General features: G+C 41.4%; 24 protein-coding genes and 1 pseudogene. All 25 read right to left on the bottom strand.

The annotated features are described in order from the left end of the window. Positions 1–54: 54 nt before the first annotated feature. Positions 55–669, bottom strand: coding sequence for a GIY-YIG nuclease family protein (locus ACZ5AE_RS09985; protein ID WP_464571821.1), 615 nt, complete (start codon positions 667–669; stop codon positions 55–57). Between the two features lie 203 nt (positions 670–872). Then, positions 873–1,064: pseudogene (locus ACZ5AE_RS09980) on the bottom strand (recombinase RecA); the annotation flags it as partial. A 518-nt stretch (positions 1,065–1,582) separates the two neighbouring features. Next, positions 1,583–2,836 (bottom strand): competence/damage-inducible protein A, encoded by a 1,254-nt coding sequence (locus ACZ5AE_RS09975; RefSeq protein ID WP_464571819.1) that lies wholly within the window; start codon positions 2,834–2,836, stop codon positions 1,583–1,585. Positions 2,837–2,861: 25 nt separating this feature from the next. After that, a complete protein-coding gene (gene pgsA, locus ACZ5AE_RS09970) occupies positions 2,862–3,440 on the bottom strand; it encodes a CDP-diacylglycerol--glycerol-3-phosphate 3-phosphatidyltransferase (RefSeq protein ID WP_464571817.1) in 579 nt (192 codons plus the stop codon). A gap of 82 nt (positions 3,441–3,522) precedes the next feature. After that, positions 3,523–4,431, bottom strand: coding sequence for a RodZ domain-containing protein (locus tag ACZ5AE_RS09965; protein WP_464571815.1), 909 nt, complete (start codon positions 4,429–4,431; stop codon positions 3,523–3,525). Between the two features lie 20 nt (positions 4,432–4,451). Then, the gene (locus ACZ5AE_RS09960; RefSeq protein WP_464571813.1) at positions 4,452–5,240 is read right to left on the bottom strand and encodes a DUF3388 domain-containing protein; all 789 of its coding nucleotides are present in this window, start codon (positions 5,238–5,240) and stop codon (positions 4,452–4,454) included. Between the two features lie 155 nt (positions 5,241–5,395). After that, positions 5,396–5,641: a DUF3243 family protein gene (locus tag ACZ5AE_RS09955; protein WP_464571811.1), complete on the bottom strand. Its 246-nt coding sequence runs from the start codon at positions 5,639–5,641 to the stop codon at positions 5,396–5,398. Positions 5,642–5,721: 80 nt separating this feature from the next. Next, positions 5,722–6,444 (bottom strand): elongation factor P 5-aminopentanone reductase, encoded by a 723-nt coding sequence (ymfI, locus tag ACZ5AE_RS09950; protein ID WP_464571809.1) that lies wholly within the window; start codon positions 6,442–6,444, stop codon positions 5,722–5,724. 59 nt (positions 6,445–6,503) lie between these two features. Beyond that, entirely contained in the window at positions 6,504–7,799 is a 1,296-nt protein-coding gene (yfmH, locus tag ACZ5AE_RS09945; protein ID WP_464571807.1) for an EF-P 5-aminopentanol modification-associated protein YfmH, read from the bottom strand. Further along, positions 7,799–9,079 carry an EF-P 5-aminopentanol modification-associated protein YfmF gene (gene yfmF, locus ACZ5AE_RS09940; RefSeq protein ID WP_464571805.1) on the bottom strand — a complete coding sequence of 427 codons (1,281 nt, stop codon included), beginning with the start codon at positions 9,077–9,079 and terminating at the stop codon, positions 7,799–7,801. The genes yfmH and yfmF overlap by 1 nt, the downstream gene beginning before the upstream one ends. A 153-nt stretch (positions 9,080–9,232) precedes the next feature. Further along, positions 9,233–10,192: an ABC transporter permease gene (locus ACZ5AE_RS09935; RefSeq protein WP_464571803.1), complete on the bottom strand. Its 960-nt coding sequence runs from the start codon at positions 10,190–10,192 to the stop codon at positions 9,233–9,235. Continuing rightward, positions 10,193–11,242 (bottom strand): ABC transporter permease, encoded by a 1,050-nt coding sequence (locus ACZ5AE_RS09930; RefSeq protein ID WP_464571801.1) that lies wholly within the window; start codon positions 11,240–11,242, stop codon positions 10,193–10,195. Further along, the gene (locus ACZ5AE_RS09925) at positions 11,235–12,764 is read right to left on the bottom strand and encodes an ABC transporter ATP-binding protein (protein WP_464571799.1); all 1,530 of its coding nucleotides are present in this window, start codon (positions 12,762–12,764) and stop codon (positions 11,235–11,237) included. Before ACZ5AE_RS09925 ends, ACZ5AE_RS09930 begins: the two co-directional genes overlap by 8 nt. Positions 12,765–12,974: 210 nt before the next feature. Further along, positions 12,975–14,060, bottom strand: a complete 1,086-nt coding sequence (locus ACZ5AE_RS09920) for a BMP family lipoprotein (RefSeq protein ID WP_464571797.1) — start codon at positions 14,058–14,060, stop codon at positions 12,975–12,977. 89 nt (positions 14,061–14,149) lie between these two features. Further along, positions 14,150–14,875 carry a GntR family transcriptional regulator gene (locus tag ACZ5AE_RS09915; protein WP_464571795.1) on the bottom strand — a complete coding sequence of 242 codons (726 nt, stop codon included), beginning with the start codon at positions 14,873–14,875 and terminating at the stop codon, positions 14,150–14,152. Between the two features lie 214 nt (positions 14,876–15,089). Next, positions 15,090–17,450 carry a DNA translocase FtsK gene (locus ACZ5AE_RS09910; protein ID WP_464571793.1) on the bottom strand — a complete coding sequence of 787 codons (2,361 nt, stop codon included), beginning with the start codon at positions 17,448–17,450 and terminating at the stop codon, positions 15,090–15,092. Between the two features lie 140 nt (positions 17,451–17,590). Then, positions 17,591–17,809 carry a YlzJ-like family protein gene (locus tag ACZ5AE_RS09905; protein WP_464571791.1) on the bottom strand — a complete coding sequence of 73 codons (219 nt, stop codon included), beginning with the start codon at positions 17,807–17,809 and terminating at the stop codon, positions 17,591–17,593. Further along, entirely contained in the window at positions 17,806–18,561 is a 756-nt protein-coding gene (locus tag ACZ5AE_RS09900) for a ClpP family protease (protein WP_464571789.1), read from the bottom strand. Before ACZ5AE_RS09900 ends, ACZ5AE_RS09905 begins: the two co-directional genes overlap by 4 nt. Positions 18,562–18,693: 132 nt before the next feature. After that, positions 18,694–20,361, bottom strand: a complete 1,668-nt coding sequence (locus ACZ5AE_RS09895; RefSeq protein ID WP_464571787.1) for a ribonuclease J — start codon at positions 20,359–20,361, stop codon at positions 18,694–18,696. 132 nt (positions 20,362–20,493) lie between these two features. Next, positions 20,494–21,366 (bottom strand): 4-hydroxy-tetrahydrodipicolinate synthase, encoded by an 873-nt coding sequence (gene dapA / locus ACZ5AE_RS09890; RefSeq protein WP_464571785.1) that lies wholly within the window; start codon positions 21,364–21,366, stop codon positions 20,494–20,496. 69 nt (positions 21,367–21,435) lie between these two features. Further along, entirely contained in the window at positions 21,436–22,680 is a 1,245-nt protein-coding gene (dapG, locus tag ACZ5AE_RS09885) for an aspartate kinase (RefSeq protein WP_464573588.1), read from the bottom strand. A gap of 21 nt (positions 22,681–22,701) precedes the next feature. Next, positions 22,702–23,754: an aspartate-semialdehyde dehydrogenase gene (gene asd, locus ACZ5AE_RS09880; RefSeq protein ID WP_464571783.1), complete on the bottom strand. Its 1,053-nt coding sequence runs from the start codon at positions 23,752–23,754 to the stop codon at positions 22,702–22,704. A gap of 184 nt (positions 23,755–23,938) precedes the next feature. Continuing rightward, on the bottom strand, positions 23,939–24,538 hold the full coding sequence (gene dpaB, locus ACZ5AE_RS09875) for a dipicolinate synthase subunit B (protein ID WP_464571781.1): 600 nt from the start codon (positions 24,536–24,538) through the stop codon (positions 23,939–23,941). Beyond that, positions 24,535–25,437, bottom strand: a complete 903-nt coding sequence (dpaA, locus tag ACZ5AE_RS09870) for a dipicolinic acid synthetase subunit A (RefSeq protein WP_464573587.1) — start codon at positions 25,435–25,437, stop codon at positions 24,535–24,537. Before dpaA ends, dpaB begins: the two co-directional genes overlap by 4 nt. Before the next feature lie 388 nt (positions 25,438–25,825). After that, positions 25,826–26,068, bottom strand: a complete 243-nt coding sequence (locus ACZ5AE_RS09865; protein WP_423801705.1) for a YlmC/YmxH family sporulation protein — start codon at positions 26,066–26,068, stop codon at positions 25,826–25,828. Positions 26,069–26,147: the final 79 nt, after the last annotated feature.

Here is a 26,147-nt window from a genome sequence, read left to right as displayed (position 1 = left end):
TCTTGGGCATTATCAATTTATGATAATGTTGAGAATGATTGCATCCTCAAGGTATTATATTCTTACAAGGGAATATCTTTTAATTGCTCTCTGGATGGTTTTCTCACTTACATTAAAAAGTTTGGCTATTTCTTTTCTAGTATTTCTTTTATGAACATATAAATCTTCTAGTAACTCCTTCGAAATTTTAGATGTTCTATCGGGTAAAGAACAACTTCTTTTTCTCCTTATTAAGGAATTTAACTTCATATGATTTAAGACCGTGGTATTATTTACACCTAATTCAGCAGCAATTTCCCTAGCAGACATTTTTTGTTTATAGTACATCACTACTAATTGTTCAATATTAATGTCTACAGGCATCTTTCTCCAGCTTTGACCACCTGGGTTCATATTGTATCCGGACTCATATGAATTAAATTGTTTTATATAATGTTCTTCTTTTTGATTTAATTGTTCTTCCTCCACAAAATCTTCTAAAATTTCAATAATGAAATTGTTTATACCATATTTTCGCATCGCCTTGTGAAGACATTGGTTACTACTTGAATTAGCCAATTTAATGTGTTGTTTAAACCTGACGGAGGTTCCTTGAATGGTCTGGCCGACATAAACCTTGTTATTTACTTTGTTTCGTATTATATAAATACAGCCAGTCAAAATAACCACCTAATTTACAAATATATTCAAGAAATTTCCCCTATAAGTTTCAACCCCTACGCGTTACGGTGCTGAATGCTTTTTAAGTCATCCAGTTACCTCGGAATTTTCTCCATTATTGAGATGTTTTCCGATTTTGCCCCTTTCGTCTTAGTGGTTTCCCAATAAGCGGGCGATCTTCGCTATGAGTTTCATTGTTATGCGAATCTTTCACCATAAATTTCAATTATTCTTCCCCGTGGATACCCACCTACACCCAATGCTACGTCAAGTGCTAAGGAGCCGCTTGGTACTGTGGAAATTTTAGTTTCCTGCTGCTCTCCCATTTTCATGATGGAACCTTTACCGAATTGTTTCTCTATTTGCTTTAGCGCCATTTCTAAGGCGGCTTTTCGGTCACTCACAAATAGTTCCTCCTTTTTATTTAAAAATTAAAATTATTACTGGAATCTATTAATCGAAACCTATTAATAATATAACCTCTTTTGGGCAATTTGTCGAGGAAAAACACGAACATTCATTCGACCTTTTTCTAAGTAATTTATGTAAGGAAAAATACAACTTTACTTTGGAAAGTAAATGTTTCGTGAGGGTTTCAGAATAAAAAAAGGAATATCACAAGTTGTCAGAAAACTGAATATGACTAGAAATCACCGCCTATCCTTAGGGGGTACTTTCAACCCGCTTACTAGGTAATTTAACAGTACTATTTTTATTATTTTCTCCTAAATATCACTCTCACGGGAATAATTGGACTTCTTCTTTTACCGTCCCTCCTTACCTGCACGCCTTACGGGTAAAATAACCATCCTATTTTTCCCATCATCTCCCTTACAAGCACCTCTTAGGGCATATCCCATTAATTTATCCTAACCACCATAACAGCAAGCAACAAAGTTCTCCACAAAAAACCACAGAACACCTAAACAGCATCCTGTGATTCTTTCAAATTTTTCAATAGAAAATAACATCCAAATTTAACAGCCCTCACTCTGTTGGCAGCCCTTCCCCCAGCAAGAGACAATTTTTCCACCACCGTTGGCTTACCAGACACAGCGATCCCTATATAAACCGTCCCAACCGGTTTCCCTTCCAGTTCATCCGGTCCTGCCACACCGGTAAAACTGATTCCGATATCAGTTCCAAAAATCCGGGCTGAATTTTCTGCTAGTTCGCGGGCACACTCTTCACTTACAGCCCCATGCTGATCAAGCGTGTCCTGCTTAACCCCGACAACATCCCGCTTAATTTCATTGGCATAACATACAACGCCGCCTTTGAATACAGAGCTAGCCCCGGAAATCGAGGTAATCTCCTGCTGAAACAACCCGCCTGTTAAACTCTCTGCTGCTGTAATTGTTAATTGCCGAGCCTTTAACACCTTAGTCAGTTCCGCTAACAACGAGGCGTCGCCGTATCCATAAATATACTGCCCAACACGCCCGCGGATCTTCGCCTCAACCTCATCCAGCAAAGCCTCAGCTGCCGCAGCATCCACATGTTTTGCAGTCAGACGCAATGTCACTTCGCCATCACCAGCAAGCGGAGCAATCGTCGGGTTGCTTTGAGCATCAATCAAATCGATAATTTCCGTTTCAAGGGCCGCCTCACCTATTCCAAAAAAGCGCAGCACCCTAGAAACAATTTGCTCATTCGAGCCGGTAGCTGAAGCAAGCGCCTGTCTGCCATAGCGGGAAAACATCGGCTCCATTTCCTTTGGCGGTCCCGGCAGGAGCATGTAAATATGACCGCCCACTTTTATTACCATACCAGGTGCCATGCCAAAGTCATTCGGCAAAACTTCAGAACCCTTCAAAACTAAAGCCTGTTTCCTGTTATTCTCTGTCATTACACGATTGGTCCGCTTGAAATAATCTTCAATCGATTCTAATGCCGTTTCATCATGCGCAAGTTCTGTACCAATATGGCGGGCAATTGCTTCCTTCGTTAAATCATCCTTGGTCGGTCCCAGTCCACCTGTAAAAATAATGATTTCCGAACGCTTTTCAGCGATGTCAATCGCTGCCTTCAGCCTATCGGGGTTATCGCCAACCACCGTATGAAAATATACATCCACCCCAAGCCCAGCTAATTGCTGAGATAGAAAGCGTGCATTTGTATTTACAATCTGTCCTAGTAAAAGCTCTGAGCCAACCGCAATAATCTCAGCGTTCACATCTACCGCCCCTTGAAATTATATTTTATTTAGAATTCTTCAGCACATGGTTATTTTTCGCAAAATAATCCCATCCTGACCAAATCGTGAAAAACATCGCGACCCACAATGCCAAAATATCAAAGCGGAAAGGAATCAGCGCAAAAATAATGTTATGTAATAGTAACGCGGAAATTGCAATAATTTGTGTCCAGGTTTTAATTTTACCAAGCATATTGGCTGCGACAACCTCTCCTTCGCCTGCAAGCAGAAGGCGAAGGCCGGTGACAGCAAATTCCCGGCTGATGATGATAATAACAATCCATGACGGGGCATACCCAAGTTCCACAAGAACAATCAAAGCGGCTGAAACAAGCAGCTTATCGGCAAGCGGATCAAGGAATTTGCCCATGTTGGTTACAAGGTTATACTTACGGGCATAATGGCCGTCCACCCAGTCAGTCGTAGAGGCTAATATAAAAATCAACGCCCCGACAAAATGTGTAACAGGCATGTCAGCTCCAAGCAAGGACATTTGTCCCCACTCAAAAGGGACCAACATAATAATCATAAATACCGGTATTAAAAATATTCTTGAAACGGTTATTCTATTTGGTATATTCATCAAAATTTCCTCCTAAAAAACCAGCGCGCTTTCATGAGCACTATAAAATACACGCCAAAAATAGCCATCGAAAGGATGACTATCATTGGGTCTTCGGAACATATTGGATCGTAATGTCCTGACGAACCTTTTCAGTTGGTGCGACTGCATACTCCAGCTTTTGATCATTGACAAAAATGTCTGCATCAACCGTTTTCCCAACGATAATGACCGCTTCTGTTTCTGCTGATAAATCGATTGTCTGGGTGTCAACACCGCCAGCTTGCAGAGTTCCGGAATAGAAAGTTTTCCCTTTGCCATTCTTCACACTGATCCAGGACACACCCCTAGAAACAATCTTGACGACGAATTTATCCGCATTACTCACTGAATAAGTCGAATTTCTGCCGCTGGTTTGTACCACTGACAATACCTGTTTTGGTGCTTCCTCAACAGGTGTCGTGGTTTCTTCCTTTTTTGGCTCTTCCTTAGCTGTTTCTTTTTTCTTTTTATCTTCCTTTGCCTTTTCCTCGGCTTGAGCTTTTTCAAGCTGCTCGTTCTTGACTAATTTAACCTGCTCATTATCCTTGTTCGTCGTTTGATTTGAATCTGAACCAGCATTCGTTGCGAAAAAATAATATAAAAGACTAGCAATACCAATCACAAAAACACCAATTAACACCTTTGGCAGCACATCAAAAATTTTCGAATTTCCTTGTGATATTTTCTTGTGCGTCGTTACTCTTGATAATTGCTGAGGTAATTCATCACTATAGGAAGCAGGGATTTCACTTTTATACGTTTCAAACAGCTCTTCGGGATTTAGATTTAATGCTTCTGCATACTGCTTAATAAATGCCCGCACATAGAAATTTCCGGGCATGGCTGCATAGTTGCCTTCCTCAATCCCAACTAAATAACGCTTTTGGATTTTTGTCATTGACTGCAAATCATCAAGACTCAAACCTTTGGCTAAACGGGCTTCTTTTAATCGATTCCCTAATTCAGTCACCGTTAACACCTTCCAATTTTTTAAAAATCAAAATCTCCAAAATCCGATCCAGAGAACATATTGTGCTGATCGACTACCTCATATGTAATTTCTTCGTCCGCGTGATTCCTTAACTCGATAATATAATCAAAATCATCTAGCGTATATTCAGAGTTTTGGACGAAAATATCCGGATGCTCAACCACCTTTACTGAAGGAAGACGCATAATTTCGCGGACTAGCTGCCAATGCCGCTCATTTGCCCTTCGGGTCGAAACAATACCATCGAGGATAAACAGATTGTCAGCATTGTACTCGTCTTCAATAAGCTGGTTGCGGATCGTTTGCTTAAGCAAGGTTGAAGAGACAAACAGCCAGCGCTTATTGGCACATACACTTGCAGCAACAAGTGATTCCGTTTTTCCAACACGAGGCATGCCGCGAATGCCAATCAATTTATGGCCCTCTTTCTTAAATAATTCTGCCATAAAATCAACTAAAACTCCAAGCTCGCTTCTGACGAACCGGAATGTTTTTTTATCATCCGCATCCCGCTGAATATAGCGGCCATGTCTGACAGCAAGTCGGTCACGCAGTTTTGGTTCTCTTAATTTTATTAGTTTTATTGTATCCATTGTATTTAAAATTGACTCAAGACGTTTAATTTGATCATCGTCTTTTGCCAGTATTAGCAAGCCGCGTCTTCCTTCATCTACGCCATTAATAGTTACAATATTAATAGCAAGCATTCCTAAGAGGGATGAAATATCACCTAACAAACCCGGACGGTTTTTTGTAATTTCATATTCTAAATACCATTCTTTCTTCATGCTTTAACCCCCATTTAGGATATCAATCATTTTCTGTTTCAAAACGCCCTAAACCTTATCATATATGATTTTGATAGAAGATGAAAGAAAAAACATGTCCAACGAGTAATTAATATCTATCAAAAAAGAGAGGAGATTTCTCCTCTCTTTACACATTATTGTTTTACAAGCTTAACCATTACATTGGCAATGGCTTGCTGCTCCTGGGGATCGGCTACGGACCACATATCGGCAAGAACTCTCTCTTGCTCATTTTTTGGATCTACGTTCTTCGCCAGATAATCGCCAATTTGGTAAGCAATGCTGTTGACTGCTCCTTCACTCATTCCTTGGGATTGTGCGTGGTCTAGACGATCTCCAAGGAAGTCCTGCCATTGTTTCCAGTTATCTAAAACAGACATAATTTTGCCTCCTTTTAAGATGGTACAAGTATATTTTGCAGAGAGAAGGCAGTTTCTATACATCCTGAAAATATGAATTTTTAGGTATACCAGCCGCCATTGATGGCAAGTACCTGTCCGGTAATATAACTGGAGTCATCAGATAAGAGGAACGCTGTGCCCTTAGCAATTTCTTCAGACTTCCCCAGCCTCCCCATCGGAATTTCAAAGGCAATTCTTTCAGTTTCTTCCTCCGTAAATCCAGCCATCATCGGCGTATTTATCGCCCCTGGAGCGATGGCATTCACACGAATTCCATTTAATGCAACTTCCTTGCTTAAGGCCTTCACAAATGAGATCTGCGCCCCTTTTGCGGCAGAATAGGCCACTTCACAGGCGGCACCAGTCTGACCCCAAATTGATGTGATTACCACAATATTTCCTGATTTTTTACTGATTAGTTTTGGCAAAAGTTCTTTTGTCAACATTAAGGGACTTAATACATGGACATTCATGAGTGCCATCGCTTCGTCAAGCTTTAAATCCATTAACAATCCATATTGCCCCATTCCACCGCAATGTACAATCGCATCCAGCGAAAAGATCTGTGAGCTAACCTTTAAATAACCTTCAGGTTCAGCCAAATCGGCATGAATTGGTATGTACTCCCCCTTAAAGGCGGAAAGCTTGTTTAGCAACTCTTTAATCGATTCTTCATTTTGATTGTAATGCAAGTATAGATGATAGCCCTTTTCTGCCAAATGGTAAGCAACCGCCTGGCCGATTCCTCCGCTCGCTCCCGTTATAAGAACATATTTATGCATATTGTTCACTCTCTCTTAAATAAGGAGGCCTGATCCCTAGGGGGCAGGCCTCTGGATTTCTATTGTTTATTTTTGGGCACGACCTGGCAGACTGAAATCCGCTCGTCGGCAATTACTTCCGAAGCCAGTGACTGAACGTCTGCCAGAGTGATTTTTTCAAGTGTTGGCACGACATCAAATAGGTTCATGTCGTTAAAGGCGTAACGGGTAAATTGGTTGGCGATATATTCAGGAGAATTGACCGCCCTCAAGAATGCACCTATTTTCTTTTTCTTAGCCCTTTCCAGCTGCTCTTCGGTAAATGTTTGAGCACCCTTTGCATCCAAGAGGATTTTTTGGATTCTGTCCGCTAATTGGTCCGGATTATTCGTGTCGCCGCCAATCATCGCAAAGCCAAAACCCTGCTCCTGCGTATAATCGAAGGAAAAGGATTCATCTACCAATCCGTCATTATATAGCTCATAATAGTTTTCTGAGCTCTTCCCAAATAGTAAATCAAGGAGCACATTCATGGTCAGCTCGTTTTTTAACATTTCCGGGCCCTGCTGATCCACATGCAACGCCTTTATGCCGACCAAGCATTTTGAGGTTTGCACATTCATTTGCAAAACCTTTTTTTTCTCAGCAGCCTTCTGAGGCTCTTCTTCGAACTTCCTCTTAATTTCAGGCATTTCCTTATAGTCTTTCTTGGCCTGATTGTCTTTTACCTGTTTCATGATTTTGTCAGGGTCAACCGCTCCGACAATAAACAAAAGCATATTGCTTGGGTGATAAAAGGTATTATAGCACTCATACAGCCATTCTTTTGTGATTTCAGAAATGGACTCAATTGTTCCCGCAATGTCAATTTTGACTGGATGGGTTTGGAAAAGATTTTCGATGATCCCGAAATATAAGCGCCAATCTGGGTTATCGTCATACATCGTGATTTCTTGCCCAATGATGCCTTTCTCTTTTTCCACTGTCTTGTCAGAGAAATATGGGTCCTGAACAAAATCCACCAATGTTTCTAAGTTTTTTTCAACATCTGAAGTGCTCGAGAACAAATAGGCAGTCCGTGTAAATGATGTAAAGGCGTTGGCCGATGCTCCCTGCTTGCTGAATTGCTGAAAGACATCACCATCTTCTTTTTCAAACAGCTTATGCTCCAAAAAATGGGCAATCCCATCAGGAACCTTGACAAAATCATCTTTTCCAAGAGGCACAAACGTATTATCAACTGAACCGTACTTAGTTGTAAAGGTTGCATAGGTTTTATTAAAGCCCTTTTTCGGTAAGATATAGACTTGTAAGCCGTTGGACATTTTCTCGTGATAAAGGTCTTCTTGAAGCTGGTCAAAGCTTATTTTCTCCATTACTTGCCCGCCTCCGTTCCTGTTAAGAAATAAATGGTATCAAGGTTTATCTTATTAGCAACTGCGATGATTTCTTCTTTGGTTATTTTCTGCATATCTGTAATCCATGATTCGAGCTTAATATCTTGGTGTGCAACGACGTTATGATATAGAAGCTCGAGCAATCCCCGTGGTGTGTCCATGGTTTCAAGAATTTGGTTCCGGATGACGGCTTTTGTTTGAACAAGCTCATCGTCCGTGAAGTCACCCTTTTGCATAGCTTCCATTTGCTCGCGAATGATTTTTACAGCCTGATCATAATTTTTATTATCGATTCCCGACATGACCATCATTAAACCCTTATGGCTTTCAAGTCGGCTGGCTGCATAATAGGCGAGACTTGCCTTTTCCCGGACGTTGATAAACAGTTTCGAATGGGCAAAACCGCCAAAAATGCCGTTAAAAACCTGCAATGCAAAGTAATCGGGATTGCCGAAGACGATATTGGTCCGGTAACCCATATTTAATTTTCCCTGTTTGACATCTTGAACTTCCTTAACCTCATTTACTTCTGTTCTGTTTTGAATCTCACCGGCAGCAGTCTTTTTAGGAGTGCGGTCCTCAAATTGAAGAAGCTCCCCTGCCACAGTTTTCACTTCTTCCTCCCTTACATCTCCAATCACATAAAGGTCCATTTCATCCTCTTGAAAGGCCCTCTGAAAGTACTCAAATAAGTTTTCGGAAGTAATTGCATCCACTGCTTCAGCCTCGCCATTAACCTCTAGTGAATACAGCTCTTCTTTGCACATTTCCTGGATGAGGCGGGCATTCGAATAGCGCATTTTATCGTCATAAACTGATTGAATTCTTTGCTTTTGTGTGCGTTTTTCTTTTTCAATCGTTTCCTTGTCAAACGCCTGTCCTTTGGCATTGGGCTCTGTTAATATTTCGGCCAATAATTCAAACCCTTTTTTTAATAAAGGGGTAGGATCAGTCAAAAATTTTTCATTCGCAATTTCAATCAGAAAGCTGACAATATGATATTCACCTTTTTTGGCCAAATCAACAAATAGAGTGGCCCCGTAAAGGTCATCCAAATAGGAACGCAGCTTTGTCGTTGTTGGATATTTGGCCGAACTGGACTGCAGGACATAAGGAAGAAGCGCTCTTTTCGTAACATCCTCTTTTGATAAAGGCGCTTTCATTCTCCAGACCAGGGTATTCGTTTTATATTTATCTGTTTCAACAACATGGAGTTTATAGCCTTGCATTTGCGTTATTTTTTCAACGACTGATTCCATTTATCTTCCTCCTGTCTGTTATAGGGTCTTAACATATAATATGAAAACATTTTTCTTTATATTTTTTCCTTTCATATAAAACCTATACTATAGAACCTGTACAATTCAAGCATAAAAAAAGAACCCCCAGCAAATCTGAGGGTCCAATGAATTTTATCTGCTTCCTTTTATATAGTGGGTACCCACTGCCTTTGGGGCATCGGCACGGCCGATGAAGCCAGTTAAGGCTAGAATGGTTAACACATATGGAGCAATTAACAAATACACGTTTGGTATTTCTTTTAAGAATGGCAAGCTTGAACCAATGATACTAATACTCTGTGCGAATCCAAAGAAAATACCTGCTCCAAGTGCTCCAAGTGGATGCCATTTTCCGAAAATCATAGCCGCCAGGGCCATGAAGCCCTGTCCGCTGATGGTAGCGTGACTGAAATTAGAAGTAATGGACTGTGCATAGACAGCACCGCCGACTCCGCCAAGTGCTCCAGAAATCATTACACCTAAATAACGCATTTTAGTTACATTAATCCCCATTGTATCTGCCGCCATTGGATGTTCACCAACGGAGCGAAGACGAAGGCCGAACGGTGTTTTATAAACAACGTACCAGGCGATAATGGCAACGATAATTGCTACAAAGGATGTCCAATACGTATTTTGGAAAAAGATCTTCCCGATTACTGGGATATCTTTTAAAACAGGAACGTCAATTTTACTAAAGCCTTTGCTGATGATCCCTGTTTCCCCTTTTCCATAAATTTGTTTAACAAGGAACATAGTTAAACCAACTGCAAGTAAGTTAATGGCTACACCGGAAACGGTGTGGTCAGCACGAAAAGTGATCGATGCTAAAGCATGTAAAATCGAGAAAATCGCACCAGCAGCCATCGCCACTAAAATGGCGATCCAAGGAGTTGCATTTCCGAATGTATCAAAAAATGTTAAGTTAAACACGATGGAAGTGAATGCTCCAATAACCATTAATCCTTCGAGACCGATGTTAACGACACCGGAACGCTCAGAAAATATGCCGCCTAACGCAGTGAAGATAAGTGGAGCAGCCCATAATAGCGTGGAAGGAACAACGATCGTTAAAATATCCATTAAGCTCACTTACTTCACCTCCTTCTTACCAATTCGATCAAGAACAACTCTTATGATATAGCTTGATGCAACAAAGAATACAATGAGTGCGATTATGATATCAACAAGTTCATTTGGTACACCCGCTTCAAGCGGCATGTTTAACGCCCCAACTTTTAAAGCACCGAATAATATCGCTGAGAAGAAAACCCCTAAAGCCGTGTTTGAACCGAGCAAGGCAATCGCGATACCATCAAAACCTACACCAGTAAATCCTCCTTTAACGGCCGCATATCCGAAGGTTCCAAGTCCCTCCATCGCACCGGCCAATCCAGCAAAAGCACCGGAAATCACCATTGAAAGGATGATATTTTTATTTACATTCATGCCTGCATAATGTGCAGCATGCTGGTTAAAACCAACTGCCCGCAATTCGTAGCCTCTTGTCGTTTTTTCTAATAAGAACCACATGATAAAACAACAGGCAATAGCAAGGATTATCCCCCAGTGAAGACGTGAATAATCTGTCAGACTTTGCAGCCATTCGGAACGAAGGCTTGCTGATTCATGAATCATCTCCGTTTTGTCACCGCTTTTTGACGCCAAAACATTTCTGATAATATAGTTGGTTACATGCAGTGCAATATAGTTCATCATGATTGTCACAATAACTTCATGGACCCGGAAACGTGCTTTTAGAAAGCCCGGGATAAATGCCCAAAGGGCGCCTGCAGCTATTGCAGCCACAATGGCGAGCGGCAGATGGATAACTTTTGGTAAATCAAAGGCAACCCCAACCCATACAGCGGCCAGCCAGCCCACAATAAATTGTCCCTCGACACCGATATTAAATAGGCCGACTCGAAAGGCAAATGCTACTGCCAAACCGGATAAAATATATGGTGTAAACTGGCGAATAACTTCCCCAACATAATAAATTTCACCAAAAGCCCCGTTCCAAAGTGCTGTATAAGCGGCAACCGGGTCATATCCGCTAATTAACATAATTATGGTTCCCACGATAATCCCTAATAACACCGAAATAATCGGTGTTAAGATACCTGTTAAGCGTTTAGACATTTGCACCCGCTTCCTTTCTATTCGATCCTGCCATTAACAATCCAAGTTCTTGTTCGTCTGTATCTTTTGGATTGACAACAGCAACGATCTTCCCCTCATAAATAACAGCAATCCGGTCGCTGACATTCATAATCTCATCTAATTCAAAAGATACAAGCAAAACAGCCTTGCCATGATCGCGCTGTTCAATTAGCCGTTTGTGGATAAATTCAATCGCACCCACATCCAAGCCGCGAGTCGGTTGTGCGGCAATCAATAAATCAGGATTCCGGTCCACTTCACGGCCGATAATTGCTTTTTGCTGGTTACCTCCTGAAAGAGCGCGTGCCAATGTATATTCACTTGGTGTACGGACATCGAATTCGCTGATTAAGTTCCTTGCCTTATTATAAATTTCTTTAAAATTTAGGATTCCGCTTTTAGAAAAAGGCTTTTGATAATAGGTTTGTAAAACCATATTTTCAGCAATTGGATAATTTAATACAAGTCCATGTTTATGACGGTCCTGCGGAATGTGGCCTACCCCAGATTCCGTAATTTTTCTAGGGGTATGGTTAATTAATTCTTTGCCATTTAGTTGAATGCTGCCGCTATCAGATTTACGCAGCCCTGTAAGCGCTTCAATTAACTCAGACTGTCCATTACCGTCAACCCCTGCAATCCCGACTATTTCACCAGCGCGAACTGTTAAATCCAATCCATTAACAACCGTGACACCACGGGAATCCTTCACCATTAAATCTTTAACTACCAATACGTCTTGCTTTGGTTCAGCAGGCTTCTTTTCTGTCTTAAAGACAACTTCACGTCCAACCATCAGGCTTGCAAGTTCATTTGGATTGGTTTCACTGACAGTAACTGTATCAATCCCTTTTCCTTTGCGAATGACGGTACAGCGGTCGGCAACCTCCATAATTTCTTTTAACTTGTGGGTAATAAGAATGATAGATTTACCCTCTTTGATAAGAGTTTTCATAATTTGAATTAACTCTTTAATTTCTTGCGGTGTCAGCACAGCAGTCGGTTCGTCAAAAATTAAAATCTCAGCTCCGCGGTATAATGTTTTTAAAATTTCAACCCTTTGCTGCATTCCTACAGAGATATCGGAAATTTTCGCTTGCGGGTCAACTGATAATCCGTAACGTTCGGAAATTTGTCGAACTTCCTGTTCTGCCTTTTTAATGTCAATCCGGCCTGCAGATGTAATTTCTCTGCCAAGGATAATGTTCTCAGTTACCGTGAAGGTATCCACAAGCATAAAGTGCTGATGGACCATCCCGATTCCAAGGTCATTGGCAACGTTAGGATCGGTAATTTTTACAGGCTTTCCTTTTACTCTTATTTCTCCTGCTTCAGGTTGATACAAACCAAAAAGCACGTTCATTAAAGTTGATTTACCTGCTCCGTTTTCGCCAAGCAAGGCATGAATTTCTCCCTTTTTCAATTGGAGAGTAATGTTATCATTTGCAACAAAGCTGCCGAATTCTTTACGAATGTTTAGCATCTCGATTACATAATCCATTTTTTCTCACTCCCTGTAATGAAGGTGATGGAAATTCCGACCAACAAAAGTAAGAGGTCAGACCTTTCCAAGATTTAAAAAACAGGGATATCTCCCCATTAAAACCTTAATTGAAAGGTAGAAAATCATTTCTGCACTTCAATTAAGGTTTCATTAAGAAGGAATAAGCGGATTATCTTGAGAATATCCGCTTATTCCCTGTTAGTAGTTTTATTTTGCACTAAAGTTTTTCAATTCATCACGAGTTTGTGGAACTTTTAAGTCACCGGATTTGATTTTTTCGATATATTCTTTAACAGCTTTATCAATAGCATCTTTGCTTGGAGCTTTTGCATTAATAGGTGCTAAACCTACACCGTCTTCATGCAGGCCATATAATACCACTTCGCCGCCAGGGAAGTTTCCATCCATTGCCTTTTTGGACAAGTCTTCAACTGCAACGTCAACACGCTTTAATGCAGATGTTAAGACTACGTCCGGACCCATATCAGCTTGGTCACGGTCAACCCCGATTGCCCAGAAATCTTTGCCTGGTTCTTTCGCTTTACGGTCAGTAGCTTCCTTGAAAAGACCGTTACCAGTAGCACCAGCTGCGTGGAAGACAACGTCTGCACCAGAAGAGTACATTTTAGAGGCAATGGATTGCCCTAACTCCGCTTTGTCAAATGCACCAGAATATTGAACATCAACTTGTACTTCTGGTTTTGCAGCTTTTACACCTGCAAGGAAGCCAGACTCAAAACGCTCGATAACTGGAATTTCCATACCACCGATAAAACCGATATGATTTGTTTTTGTTGTTAAAGCAGCCGCTACACCCGCAAGGAATGCTGCTTCCTGCTCTTTAAAAAGGATACTTGCTACGTTTGGCTGTTTTACTTCAGCGTCCACGATTGCAAAATTATGATCTTTTTGTTGTTTTGCAATTTCTTCAACGGCTGCCTGCATTAAGAAGCCGATACCATATACTAAGTCAAAATCTTGTCGGGCAAGCGTATTTAAGTTTGTTGCATAGTCAGCATCTGATTTGGACTGAAGGTATGAATAACCGCCTTTTCCTTCTTTCATGCCGTTATCTTTACCGTACTTTTGAAGACCTTCCCACGCTGATTGGTTAAAGGATTTGTCATCTACACCGCCGACGTCAGTAACCATTGCTACAGAGAATGATTTTCCTTTTTCTCCGCCTTTTGATGTTTCAGTTCCTTTGTTGTCATCACTTTTTCCACAAGCACCTAATAGTGTTCCAGCAGCAAGAACAAGTGATAACGCCATTCCAACTTTACGCTTTTTCAAGGTATTTTCCCCCTAAGAATGTTTGTTTGTTTGTTAGTAGTAATGTTAAAGCATGGACTGTTTGCGTTTTCATTGCCAATAAAAAAAAATTAAATACGTTTCCTGAGCACATGAAAACTAAATTTGTCCGCTTTAAAATAGTTTACTGAAAAAAGGACAGGTTCATCCATTTCATCGAAATGCATTTGTTTTAAAACCAATAATGCAGTTTCGGGGTCACATTCCAATATTGGGGAAATTTTCTCATGATAGCCAATTGGCTCGATTTGTGCAACCGCATATGTAATCTTTCTGTTAGCTTCTTCTACCAAAATGTTGAAGATTGATTCTTCACCATGTAAAAAGGTTTCCGGCAGTATATGTGATGGAACCTTGTCAATGCAATAAACGACCGGTTCTCCATTTGCGGTTCTTACTCTCTCGATCACGACTATTTCCTCATCAGCGGAACATGAGAATCGACGAATATCCTCTTCCGTTGGGCTTTGAGTTGACGATCTTAAGAAAATGGTCCCTGGTTTCATGCCAGCCTGCTTAATCATGTCAGTAACACTGCTAAGCTGTTCAATCCCTGATGTAAACAATGGCTTTGCGTTTACAAACGTACCAACCCCATGGCGCCTGATAATCACATTTTCCTCTTCAAGAATCCTAAGAGCTTCTCGAAGTGTAGCCCTGCTGACACCAAGCTGCTTGGCAAGATCGAATTCTGATGGCAGTTTTTCCTTTTCTTTGTATATGCCATCATCAATATCCTGCTTAAGCCGATCGATTACTTGTAAATATAAATGCCGTGTATCTGACTTGATGGACATGCTGCTTTCCTCCAGCCTTTTTCCTAAGACATCAGACCTCTGATATCATTCCTACTAATCGGAATAATCTTATCATGTTTTCTGTGAGAAATAAATAGAAATTCATAATTTTGTCGAAAAAAGACGAAATCATAAAAATCATTATTCCCCACTATTACTATCTTATCAATTCCTGTTAAAAATAGAATAAAAAAAGAGTCAGAAGACCCTTTTTTTATGAGCTTTTTTCTTCGTTTGGCTTAGTAATTAAGACCGCACGAGGTTTGCTTCCTTCGTATGGCCCCACCACGCCACGGAGCTCCATTTCGTCAATCAGTCTTGCTGCTCTTGTATAGCCAATCCGGAAGCGGCGCTGCAGCATTGATACAGATGCTGTTTGCATCTCAACAATCAATTCAACTGCCTCTTCATATAATTCGTCATCAACCTCTCCAGCTGCCTCTGGAATATCATCAGGGATCATTTCCTCCTGATACTGTGCCTTTTGCTGGGAGATAACAAATTCAACCGTGTCCTCTACTTCTTGATCGGATAGGAAGGCACCCTGTACGCGGACCGGTTTTGTCGCACCGACCGGCATAAAGAGCATGTCCCCTCTGCCGAGAAGCTTTTCCGCCCCGCCCATGTCGAGGATTGTTCGCGAGTCTGTTCCACTTGATACGGCGAAAGCGATGCGGGAAGGAATATTGGCCTTGATGACCCCGGTGATGACATCGACGGATGGCCGCTGGGTCGCAATAATAAGATGAATCCCGGCCGCACGGGCCATCTGCGCTAGACGAGTAATGGAATCCTCTACATCTGAAGAGGCAACCATCATTAAATCTGCAAGCTCGTCCACTATAACGACAATATATGGCAATAACGGCTGCTTATCATTTTCTTCAAGATTATGTTTTCTAACATGATCGTTATATCCTTCAATATTCCTTGTTCCGGTATGGGAGAATAATTCATATCGTCTCTCCATCTCACTGACAACCTTTTTCAACGCCTGTGAGGCCTTTTTGGGTTCTGTCACTACCGGCGCGAGCAGATGTGGAATTCCATTATAAACATTTAACTCGACCATCTTCGGGTCAATCATCATTAATTTAACTTCATGGGGCTTTGCCCGCATTAAAATGCTCGTGATTATCCCGTTGATACATACACTTTTTCCGCTTCCTGTTGCTCCGGCGACAAGCAGGTGGGGCATTTTATTTAATTCTGCCAGCACGGCCTCGCCTGTAATATCCCTGCCAAGAGCAATCATTAGTTTGGCATCCGGCTTATCATTTTGCGTTGCTTCTAATACCTCTCTTAATGAAACCATCGCGATTTCAGAATTAGGAACCTCTATACCAATCGCTGATTTTCCTGGAATCGGGGCTTCAATTCGAATATCTTTCGCTGCCAGGGCCAATGCCAAGTCGTCACTTAGACTGACGATTTTGCTGACTTTAACACCGATATCAGGATGAACTTCGTATTTAGTCACAGCAGGCCCTAGGTGTACCTGTGTGACGCGGGCTTTGACCCCGAAGCTTTGAAAGGTTCTTTCAAGTTTGGCTGCATTCTTGTTAATTAGCTCATACTCACCACTTTGGTCAGTTTTCTTAGGAAGTTTTAGAAGCCTGAGCGGCGGCAATTCATAGGCTGCATTTTCCACTTCAGCGAATGAAATAGGCGGAGAATTGTCTTCCTCGGGTTCATCCTGCTTGCTCCTTCTGCTCTTTGCCGGTTCTCGCTGCGGTCTTTCCCTTGGAAGCTCCTCCTGATATGCTCGATCCGCAAAATTGGAGATTAATGGTTCAGGGATGACCGCCTCGTCCACACCAGCCACAGTCTGCGGCTCAGGAACATTTACGGCAGTCTCCGGAGTCCGAGTCCGCCTGTTTTCTTGGGCCTGCCTTCTTTGATTGCTCCGTTCGGTCCGCCTTTCCTGCTGTTTCAGTTTCCATTCTGTTACATCCGTTTTAAAGGCTTGCCACTGGGTTTTTGAAAAGCCAAAAACCCCCATCAAGATTTTTGCTACGAAATCACCAAATGATTTGCCTGTTAATAAAATAATCCCTACTAAAATAAAAATAAAGGCAATGATTTTTGTACCGGTTTCTGCAAATAAATAATGAAACAGAGCAAACAATATGGCCCCAAGGATTCCTCCTCCCAGATCATGTGTACTAGTTTCACCCCGGACCTCCATCATGAATAACTCCCATGTATTGTTAATGACACTGGGGTTTTTAAATTTCCCATTATTGCTCAGCAGATCAAACAACGTAACGTGACTCAAAAGAAGAATAGCTGAAACAATAAAATAACTGCCTACAAGTTTAATATGAAAGAAAAATGGAATCTCCCTTTTCCACATTAAATAAATACTCAGTATTACTAGCCCCAATAAACTAAGCATATACCATTCACCCATCCAAAAACGGAAGAACAGGACGGTCGCTCTCCCGACGGCCCCAAGCTTTGCAATTGAAATAATCGCCAATGCTAGGATTGCCAGTGCCGATAATTCATATTGGACCGTTCGTTTTAGCTGGTTATCTCGTCTTTTCGGTTGTCGTTTCTTTTTCTTGGCCATGCAATCACCTTATATTTTTGATTTTATTCTTATGATGCCTCGACTTTTTTATGATAAAGGCAGAAAAGCAGCCTTATTTTGGCTGCTCTTGTCTCTTTACCCTTATTATACCATAATGCATTAATAGATTTCCGTCATCCTTATTGAATTGAAAAAGAAATTTTTGCACCAGGGCAAATCTGATCATTTAAAAAATGCTGAGGATCACTGCTTAAAACTTTGACGACTTGAAAACTTAGCTGATCTGTTTGTTCTACTAATAAAGGGATGCCCTGATAGGTAATCATTTGCTGATTTTTGAAGCTTTCCGGATCATCTGGAAAAATTAGCTCCTTCGGCATCATAGTATACAAAATCATTGAATTATCCCCTCATTGTTATTCTTTTTCAACTCAATTAATTCGTTTAACTTCTTCATGGCATGGCCAAGGCCGCCTACTTCGTCTATCAATCCATATTTCACTGCTTCTTCGCCAATTACGTTTGTTCCAATATCCCTCGTTAAATTTCCTTTTGCAAACATTAATTCTTTAAAAGTTTCTTCCGATATGCTTGAGTGCTTGGTTACAAAATTAACAACCCGCTCCTGCATTTTGTCCAAGTATTCAAAGGTTTGCGGGACTCCGATAACCAGCCCAGTCAAGCGGATTGGATGAATCGTCATCGTTGCGGTTTCAACAATGAAAGAATGAGTGCAGGAAACAGCTATCGGCACACCAATCGAATGGCCTCCTCCCAAGACAATTGAAACAGTAGGTTTTGATAAGGTAGCCAGCATTTCCGAAATGGCCAGTCCTGCCTCAACATCACCGCCTACCGTATTTAAGATAATCAATACTCCTTCAATATTAGGGTTTTGTTCTATTGCTACAAGCTGGGGAATAATATGTTCATATTTTGTCGTTTTGTTTTGCGGTGGAAGCGCCATATGCCCCTCAATTTGTCCCACAATAGTCAAACAGTGAATTTTTGAATCGGCAGATAATTGCGGGACATTCGTTTGACCTAGTTGCTGTATTTTTTCTATTAAAGGAGAAGCAGACTTTTCCTCTTTTTGCGGTTCAGCGCCCCCTGGATTCTCCGCATCATTTCTAATAAAATTGTTATTCATCCCAATACTCCCTTCACGCATGATATCTTTTAGTATTTGCCTATGGAGTAAATTCATGCTTGAAAAATAAATATCAAAAAGGCCTGTCCCCCGCTGCATTGAGATAAAGCAGCGGGAGCAGGCCCCTAATATTTATACTTCCATTATGATTGGCAGAATCATCGGCCGTCTTTTTGTTTTTTCAAATAGGTAACGATTTAAATCATCTCTAATTTCCTGCTTTAAGCTTGACCATTCAAAGCTTTCCTTGGCAATATTTCTTTCAACGATATCGCGGACTAATTTATTTGAGTCATCCATTAACTTTTCAGACTCTCGGACATAAACAAATCCCCTTGAGATAATTTCCGGTCCGGCGGCAATTTTCTTTTCCTGCTTTGTCAGGGTGACCACAACTATTAATATGCCATCCTGAGACAATAATTTACGATCCCGCAGCACAATGTTCCCTACATCGCCTACGCCAATTCCATCAATCAGGACATTTCCGGATGGCACTTTACCTGTAATAGCAATCTTTCCATCCTTCCATTCCACTACGTCACCGCGATCTGGAATGGCAATTTGCTCATCGCGAAGACCACATTCCATTGCAATTTTCCGATGGGCTTTCAACATCCTGTATTCGCCGTGAACAGGAATAAAGAATTTAGGCTTCATCAGGTTAATCATAAATTTTAATTCTTCTTGGCTGCCATGGCTTGAAACATGGATGGTTCTTTTTCCGGAAACAACAATAGCGCCAGCTCTAAACAACATATCAATTGTTTTAAATAAAAATACTTCGTTGCCCTTTAGCGGCGAGGCGGCTATCAAGACAGTATCACCCGGCTGAATATTGATCAGCTTATGTGTCTGCTTGGCCATTTTTTGCAGCGCTTCTATCGGTTCACCCTGGCTTCCAGTCATCAACACAGCAATTTCCTTGTCTTGGTAGTTCTTAATCTCATCAATAGAGATGATTAAATCATCCGCAACCTCTAAATACCCTAAATCCATAGCGATATGGTAAATTCGCTCAAGGCTTTTTCCTACTACTGCGACTTTACGCTTGTTCTCCTTGGCTGCATCAAAAATATGCTGAATTCTATTAATATCTGATGCAAAGCAGGCAGCAATAATCCGCCCCGGAGCATTGTAAAAAGCGTTCGACAATTCGCGCTCAACAATCGCTTCAGACGTTGTATATCCCGGCTTTTCAGCTTCAGTACTGTCTGACAGCAAGCATAATACACCTTGTTCACCGATGGCTGCCATTTTTCCAATCTCCGGCTTATAAAGCCTGGTGGCAGCCTGATCAAATTTAAAGTCGCCCGTGTAAACAATGATTCCTTCGGAAGTGTGGATACAAACCCCAACTGAATCTGGAATACTATGGTTTGTCCTAAAAAAGCTTACTTGGACAGTATCTAAATCGAGAACCATATTAGAATCTATTTCAATAAAGTTAGCTTTTCTATTAAAGTCCTGCTCCTTTAATTTGGCTCCTGCCAGTGCAAGTGTCAGTTTCATTCCATAGACTGGTACATCGATCTGCCGAAGTATGTATGAAAGAGCCCCGATATGGTCTTCATGTCCATGCGTTAAAAATATTGCTTTAACACGGTCCTTATTCTCCTTCAAGTAAGTGATATCAGGTATTACCATATCAATGCCCAACATCTCTTCCTCGGGGAACATTAGCCCGGCATCAATGACGAATATGTCCTTGTCCACTTCCACCAAATACATATTCTTTCCGATTTCCCCTAATCCACCAAGTCCAATTATCTTGATAGATTGATTTTTTTTCTTTATCAAATCCTTTTCCTCCTAAACCTAAGTTGCTCCGATCGAAATCAGTTAGGTTTATTATACTTGAAATCAGAAAACCTTTACAATGGTAAAAAAGGAAAAAACCAACCGAGCATTTGTCGGTTGGTTTACTCCCATTTATTTCTGATTTAAAATTTCAATCAAATCAGCCCGTTCCAGCTCTGTCAATCCCACTAGCGGCAATCGAACGGATCCAACATCCAAGCCTTTGATCTGCAGTGCTGTTTTCACAGGTGCTGGACTTGGAGCAACAAATAATCCCTGCATTATCGGGAGCAGACGTTGATGCAATTTGGCTGCCCGTAGATTTTCTCCGTCAAAAAACGCCTTTACCATCTCTTGTAATTCATTGCCAATGACATGCGAGGCAACTGAAACAACCCCTGCTCCCCCGATGGACAGCACAGGCAGCGTGACCGCATCATCGCCGCTGTATAATGCAAAGTTATCATCGGTATTAGCAATTATATGCGTCATGGCATTTAAATCCCCACTCGCTTCTTTCACAGCCACAATATTGGGTATTTTTGACAAGCGGATAATCGTATCCGGGTGAATTGTCACGACCGACCTGCTCGGGATATTGTAGACCATTACCGGAAGGGTAGTTGATTCGGCGATTGCTTTAAAATGCTGGTATAGACCCTCTTGATTCGGTTTATTGTAATACGGTGCAACCAGCATAAAAGCATCAACACCGACCTGCTCCGCTTTTTTTGTCATCTCAATTGATGCGTACGTATTATTGCTTCCTGTTCCAGCAATTACAGGGATTCGTTTGTTTACGGCTTTCACAACATGGCTGAATAATGCCAGTTTTTCTTCTTTTGATAAGGTTGGTGATTCACCTGTTGTACCTGCCACAACAAGTGAATCTGTACCATTATCTATTAAATAATTGATTAGCTTCGTGGTTTTGCCAAAGTCAATATGCCCTTTGCTATCAAAAGGCGTTACCATTGCAGTGGATACTCGCCCGAAATGAACCATTTTATTACTCCTTTCGAAACTTTCGCTCCCTAAATCTGGTGCTCCTAACATCCTATTCAAAAGGTTCTCTTAAAAATCCAAGGTATTTAATTCTAGTGATTCATCTTCAAGGTGAAAGGCACTATGCAAGGCGTTTACTGATTTTACTAAATCCTCCTGCTTAACAAGGACCCAAATCGTCGTATGGCTGTCTGCTGATTGTAGAATTCGGATTCCTTGATTTGAAAGAGCAGTTACTATCTTTGAAGTAACTCCCGGAACTCCTGCGATCCCGGCACCTACTACGGAAACCTTGGCACATTGACGTTCAACCTCAGGCTCGTGTCCCAATTCATTTAGTACGCGGATTGCTTTATCTGTCATTTCTTCTGTAACCGTATATACAACTCCGCTTGGAGAAATGTTGATAAAATCCACACTAATCTTCTCATTTGCCATCGCTTTAAATACTTCTGCCTGCAGGTAGTACTGTTCCTTTTTGGCAAAAACCTTTATTTGCGAAACGTTTGAAACATGGGCAATTCCCGTTACCAGCCGTTCCTTGATGTCACTGCCTCGATTATTTTTATTGAAAGAAGTCACCAATGTTCCCTCGGATTCTGAATAAGTGGAACGAATCCGAATCGGCACCTTTGCTTGCATTGCAATTTCAACTGCCCTAGGGTGAATGACCTTTGCTCCCTGATAGGCCATATTACAAACCTCTGTATAGGTAACAACTGATAACGGCCGGGCATTTTCGGCAATACGCGGGTCAGCAGTCATAATTCCTTCTACATCGGTAAAAATATCAATCCACTCAGCATTAAGTGCGGCTCCCAAGGCAGCAGCGGATGTATCGCTGCCGCCGCGGCCAATCGTCGTCACATCGCCATTTTTGGCTGCTCCCTGGAATCCGGCAACCACGACGACATCATGGCTTTCCAGTTCCCTAAGCAAGCGGTCGCACTTCATCTCGACAATTTTGGCATTGGTATGGTCGTTATTGGTTCTAAATCCTGCTTGCGCACCAGTTAATCCCGTTGCATTAATACCGCTCTCAAGCAGCATATTGGTAAAGACAATGCTAGAGATTACTTCTCCACAGGATAGCAATAAATCATGCTCACGTTTAGAAATGTTACTTGTATTGCCGCCTATCAGGGACAGTAACGTGTCGGTTGCATAAGGATCGCCCTTTCTTCCCATCGCGGATACGACAACGACTACTTTATAGCCTTCAGCCAGTGCTTTTTCGATATGTCCCTGCGCATATTTCCTGCTAGTTTCATCTTTGACGGAGGTTCCGCCAAATTTTTGAACAATGATTTTCATGGTAAACACCAAAACCTGCCTTTATTTTTTTACAAGTCCTAACTCCACTAATCTTTGTGCGATTTGAACGGAATTCCAGGCTGCTCCTTTAAGAAGATTGTCTGAAACTACCCACATGTGAAATCCCTTGCTATTATCGATGTCATTTCTGATTCTTCCGACAAAGACCTCATTCTTACCGACACAGTCAGCTGGCATCGGGTATACCTGGTTTTCTGGATCGTCTTGCAGAATCACTCCAGGTGCATCTTTAAGAAGGGCTTTGATTTCTGCGGCGCTCACATTATCCTCTTCAATTTCAAAATAAACAGATTCGGAATGTCCTACAGCTACAGGCAGTCGAACACAAGTCGCGGAAACTTGAAGCTCCGGAAGATGCATGATCTTTTTCGTTTCATTAATCATTTTCATTTCTTCATAGGTATAGCCATTTTCTTGGAATTTATCAATTTGCGGAATCGCATTAAAAGCAATCTGATAGTGTTTTTTATCAGATTTCACAGGTAAAATTTGTGGTTCATACGATTCTTCATTTAAAATTGCCTTTGTCTGTTGAAGAAGTTCTTCTACCGCTGCAGCACCTGAACCAGAAACAGCTTGGTAGGTGGAAACAATAATTTTTTTCAAGCCAAACTTTTGACGGATTGGTTCTAATGCAACCACCATCTGGATGGTGGAACAATTTGGATTAGCAATGATTCCATTATGTTCAAATAAGTCTTTTTCATTAACTTCTGGAACAACTAAAGGAATATCTGTGTCCATACGGAATGCACTGGTGTTGTCAACGCAAACTGCACCGCGTTTTGCTGCCTCAGGAGCTAATTCCTTGGAGACGCTACCGCCCGCACTGAACAATGCGATATCTACACCTTCAAAGCTCTCTGGCTTTGCTTCTTGCACTGTATATTCACGGCCATTTATATCGACCTTTTTTCCTGCCGAACGAGCGGAGGAAAGCAGGGTTAACTCTCTAATTGGAAAGTTTTCTTTCAATAAAGTTTGGATCATTTGTTGGCCAACAGCGCCTGTTGCTCCGACAACTGCAACGTGAAATCCATTTTGATGACTCATTCTAGTTCCCCTTCCTATTCACTGGCCGGTTATTCCTTTGTTTAAGATTTCGTGATGCCAGTATAGTAATATTTTATGAATTGTTTCCATCAGCGGATTAACATATTAACCCACTGATGAAAGATTAATTTATTTTATCATATTATTTGAAAGAAATAACCTTTTTTAATGAAGGGAAAGGAATTTAGGCCTCATCTTTGTATCTTTCAACCAATACTGGCTGAATCTGTCTACCTTCCATTGCTGCTTCCACTGTTTCCGGAAGCATTGTCATTCTCGCCACCATCGAATTTGGTTTATTAACAGGGTCATCCTGTCCGTAAGGAATAAAGAAAATGTTTTTAGTGGCCATCAGTCTCATCAAGTTTACACCATTTAACCCTAAAGCGTCATTCGTGGAAATACCTAAGACAACCGGCTTTAAATTTCGAAGCGTTGCTTTTGCCGCCATTAAAACAGGGCTGTCATTCATGGCATTGGCAAACTTGCTCATCGATACTCCTGTTAAAGGAGCAATTACCATACAATCGAGAGGCATTTTCGGTCCTAACGGTTCTGCCTTTACAATGGAATCAATTAGGTTATTGCCAGTTAAATCGACAATTCGCTGGACCCAATCTTCGCCTTTGCCAAAGCGGGTATCGGTATTTTTAACCGTAAAGGTTACAATCGGAACCACCTCGGCGCCGGCCTGCACCAGTTTTTCAATTTCCGGAAAAACAGCGTCATACGTACAATGTGAACCTGTTAATCCAAAACCAATTCTTTTACCTTTTAAACTCATTTTCCATTCCCCTTTCGATCTGGTTGTGTCTCGGAAAGCAGCTGGGATAGGACATCTGCTAAAATTTGCCCCGCTGTTTTGGGAGCGACAATTCCAGGCAGGCTGGGTGCAAGAAGGGCTTTGATTCCTCTCTTTTCTGCGTAACGAAAATCGGTTCCTCCCGGTTTTGAGGCAATGTCGATTATAATGGTATGTGCGGGCAGTTTGGCAATTACTGCTGCATTAACAATTGGCTGCGGGATTGTATTGATTAAAATGTCTGTACCTGACACTTCCTTTTCGATATTACTTAATTGAAACGGTGTCAGTGCCATTTCCGTAATTCTAGCAAGATGCTCGCTTTTTCTTGCCCCGACTTTTACTTTTGCTCCCAATGCGTGAAACGCTCTGGCAATACTCATACCGCACCGTCCCAACCCGAGGACCGTTACATTAGAACCATGAATAGTAAAGTCAGTATGCTGGATGGCCATCATAAGTGTTCCTTCAACAGTCGGAATCGAATTATAAATGGCTACATCGTCTCTTGAAAACAACTGAACTAGATTTTTACTTGTTTGCTTTACAATCCCGGTTAAATAGGAATTGCTTATTCCTGAATAAATAGTACAATGCTCAGGAGTTTTCGAAAGAATATCCTCTGTTAAGACCACTTTCTCGTTTGAGAAAATCGTCTCTACTTGACCTTCTAAATTTGTGCCAGCAACTGGCAGAATAATGGCATCAATATTCGAAAAGTCAACCTCGGAGATTTTCTCCTTGACTGCACCGGTAAAGGCATGGTCAAGCTGTTCAAATCCAATCAGCGCTAGTTTAGCATCTAATTCAGTTAACTTCCGGATAATTTCCAGCTGCCTGGCATCACCACCAATAACGGCTATCTGCATCCCTGTCAGCATGAAAACATTCACCTTCTTTTTTAAAGAATCCATTCAATTTTTCTTTTGTTCTTTATCACTTCCCCATCTTATGTAAGAAAGTTTCAATCGGTGAGTTTTCCATGCGGGAATATACAAAAAAGCCCAAGCAAATTAAATTGCTTGGGCTTTTTACTGTCTTTTTACTACTTATTTTATTTTAATTATTCAACACATTAACTTCTAATAATGTTATTAAGGTTAAGGCTGTGAAAAGGTCTGTTGATTTGCGCTCCATGTGCTTCGCTTTCCGCGGGCGTGCCGGGGAGCCTCCTCGGCGCTAAAGCGCCGAGGAGGCTTCAGGACCTCCCCGCGGAAAGCGAGTTCCCGGAGCGGAAATCAACAGGCCCATTTGCAGGGACCATCAATATTAATCTTCTTCCGGAACATCTATGATGATCATATCTGATCCAATCTTTTTAATGTGCTGCCAGGGTACTCTTATTTCATCCCCTTGCTTTCTCAATCCAAACCATTTGACAGAAGGGATTAAGAGTGCCTGGATTTGACCTGTGCTTTCATTTATTTCTAGATCTGTTTGGCCCAAGACACCCAGGCGCTCTGCTTTTTTTACATCGACAATTTCTTTACCGCTTAATTCACTCAACCTCATATAAGCCGCCCCCTATTTCTCACTTTACTATATATTTATAGAGGGAAGTCCTTATTTAGAATAAAGAAAAAACAGTTCA

Source organism: Neobacillus sp. S1227 (genome assembly GCF_055385255.1).
Note: the sequence above shows the minus strand (reverse complement) of the source record. Positions and strands in the feature narration are given on the sequence as shown.

What these genes read in the sequence shown, in the direction of transcription:
- pgsA (WP_464571817.1), bottom strand. Translation starts at nt 3,440, where the DNA reads ATGAATATACCAAATAGAATAACCGTTTCAAGAATATTTTTAATACCG.
- ACZ5AE_RS09960 (WP_464571813.1), bottom strand. Translation starts at nt 5,240, where the DNA reads ATGAAGAAAGAATGGTATTTAGAATATGAAATTACAAAAAACCGTCCG.
- ACZ5AE_RS09955 (WP_464571811.1), bottom strand. Translation starts at nt 5,641, where the DNA reads ATGTCTGTTTTAGATAACTGGAAACAATGGCAGGACTTCCTTGGAGAT.
- ymfI (WP_464571809.1), bottom strand. Translation starts at nt 6,444, where the DNA reads ATGCATAAATATGTTCTTATAACGGGAGCGAGCGGAGGAATCGGCCAG.
- yfmH (WP_464571807.1), bottom strand. Translation starts at nt 7,799, where the DNA reads ATGGAGAAAATAAGCTTTGACCAGCTTCAAGAAGACCTTTATCACGAG.
- yfmF (WP_464571805.1), bottom strand. Translation starts at nt 9,079, where the DNA reads ATGGAATCAGTCGTTGAAAAAATAACGCAAATGCAAGGCTATAAACTC.
- ACZ5AE_RS09930 (WP_464571801.1), bottom strand. Translation starts at nt 11,242, where the DNA reads ATGTCTAAACGCTTAACAGGTATCTTAACACCGATTATTTCGGTGTTA.
- ACZ5AE_RS09925 (WP_464571799.1), bottom strand. Translation starts at nt 12,764, where the DNA reads ATGGATTATGTAATCGAGATGCTAAACATTCGTAAAGAATTCGGCAGC.
- ACZ5AE_RS09915 (WP_464571795.1), bottom strand. Translation starts at nt 14,875, where the DNA reads ATGTCCATCAAGTCAGATACACGGCATTTATATTTACAAGTAATCGAT.
- ACZ5AE_RS09910 (WP_464571793.1), bottom strand. Translation starts at nt 17,450, where the DNA reads ATGGCCAAGAAAAAGAAACGACAACCGAAAAGACGAGATAACCAGCTA.
- ACZ5AE_RS09905 (WP_464571791.1), bottom strand. Translation starts at nt 17,809, where the DNA reads ATGATTTTGTATACTATGATGCCGAAGGAGCTAATTTTTCCAGATGAT.
- ACZ5AE_RS09900 (WP_464571789.1), bottom strand. Translation starts at nt 18,561, where the DNA reads ATGAATAACAATTTTATTAGAAATGATGCGGAGAATCCAGGGGGCGCT.
- dapA (WP_464571785.1), bottom strand. Translation starts at nt 21,366, where the DNA reads ATGGTTCATTTCGGGCGAGTATCCACTGCAATGGTAACGCCTTTTGAT.
- dapG (WP_464573588.1), bottom strand. Translation starts at nt 22,680, where the DNA reads ATGAAAATCATTGTTCAAAAATTTGGCGGAACCTCCGTCAAAGATGAA.
- asd (WP_464571783.1), bottom strand. Translation starts at nt 23,754, where the DNA reads ATGAGTCATCAAAATGGATTTCACGTTGCAGTTGTCGGAGCAACAGGC.
- dpaB (WP_464571781.1), bottom strand. Translation starts at nt 24,538, where the DNA reads ATGAGTTTAAAAGGTAAAAGAATTGGTTTTGGATTAACAGGTTCACAT.
- dpaA (WP_464573587.1), bottom strand. Translation starts at nt 25,437, where the DNA reads ATGCTGACAGGGATGCAGATAGCCGTTATTGGTGGTGATGCCAGGCAG.
- ACZ5AE_RS09865 (WP_423801705.1), bottom strand. Translation starts at nt 26,068, where the DNA reads ATGAGGTTGAGTGAATTAAGCGGTAAAGAAATTGTCGATGTAAAAAAA.